The organism is Sporosarcina beigongshangi (assembly GCF_033485195.1).
GTDB classification, from domain to species: domain Bacteria; phylum Bacillota; class Bacilli; order Bacillales_A; family Planococcaceae; genus Sporosarcina; species Sporosarcina beigongshangi.
Genome location: NZ_JAWLIR010000086.1, coordinates 1 through 1,358, shown reverse-complemented (window position 1 = coordinate 1,358; position 1,358 = coordinate 1). Strand labels below are relative to the sequence as shown.

General features: G+C 39.1%; 1 protein-coding gene. It reads left to right on the top strand.

What is annotated here, in order from left to right; all coding sequences use genetic code 11:
• Nucleotides 1-285: 285 nt before the first annotated feature.
• Nucleotides 286-1,358, top strand: a 1,073-nt coding sequence (locus R2B77_RS17845) for a PstS family phosphate ABC transporter substrate-binding protein (RefSeq protein ID WP_322555778.1), incomplete at its 3' end; no start/stop codon positions are given.

Here is a 1,358-nt window from a genome sequence, read left to right as displayed (position 1 = left end):
GAGAAGACGGGGTATGTATCGATAGAGTGATTGAAGAAAGATCTGAAAAGGTCTTTTTTTATGGGTAACATTTGTATGACATATTTCGTCATGAATGCAATGAGGAAACAGTGGTATACGATTTGAAGGTGCCCAAAGTTTTACTCGCAATAATGTGGGGTATTGTTACCATCCAGTTATCCACATATGTCTTTGATTATCGGAAATCGTAATGAATTCACCTGAATTTCACTATACTTGGTTATGGAATGAACGCAGGGAAATTCCACTATTGGAGGGGTTAATTTGAAAATACTGATGATAATGGGAAATATTATTATATATGTTGTAGTGGCAATTATTGTAGCATTACCTATATTGTTTTTATCTTTTTTATTCATTCCACCGACTATGTTGTATATTATTCCACTGATTATTGCGCTCTATGTTTTTCTGCTTGTTCTTTTTACATTCAAAACATTTGGTTTGACTAAGCGACCATTTGGAAAGAAAGCATTTTACGGAGTGACTGGTGTTATTGTGGCGGTCGGGTTATCCTTTTCAATTTCGTGGTTGTATAAGCAGTCATTGGACAGTGTTGAAGATGCTGAAGTAGATTTACAGCAATACATGCCGTTTGAAGAAGGAACTAGAGTAGTGAAGCTGGATAAGCCGACAACCTTGAAGATTGAATCGAATTTACCAATCATTGATGGTGCGACCGCATTGTATCCGATGTATGCGGCATTCGCACAGGCGGTATATCCAAAGAAATCGTACCCGATTTATGACAGCGAAGTAATGTCCAATATGACACATGTAGCATATGAAAATCTTATTGAGGGAAGGGTGGATTTAATTTTTGTAGCAGGACCCTCAGCAGATCAAATCGAATCTGCTAAACTGGCCGGGAAAGAATTGAAATTGACCCCAATAGGTAAGGAAGCGTTTGTCTTTTTTGTTAACTCTAAAAATAGAGTGAAAGGGCTGACAAAGGATGAAATCAAAGGTATTTATTCGGGTGAAATTATTAATTGGAAAGAAGTCGGCGGAAAGAATAAGGTTATTCGCGCTTTTCAACGACCTGAAGGTAGCGGAAGCCAAACGGCGCTTCAAAATATGATGGGCGATGTACCAATCACGGATCCTCCGGTCGAAAACGTGATTGACCTTATGGGAGGAATTATTGACCGTGTGTCGGCTTATACGAACTACAACAATGCAATTGGTTTTACATTCAGGTATTACTCTACTGAAATGGTCAGGAACGATAAAATCCGTTTGCTTCAAGTGGAAGGCGTTGAACCGACAGTTGACACAATCCGTCGAGGTGACTATCCGATTGCAAGTGAATTTTATGCGGTGACTGCTGGTAGTGA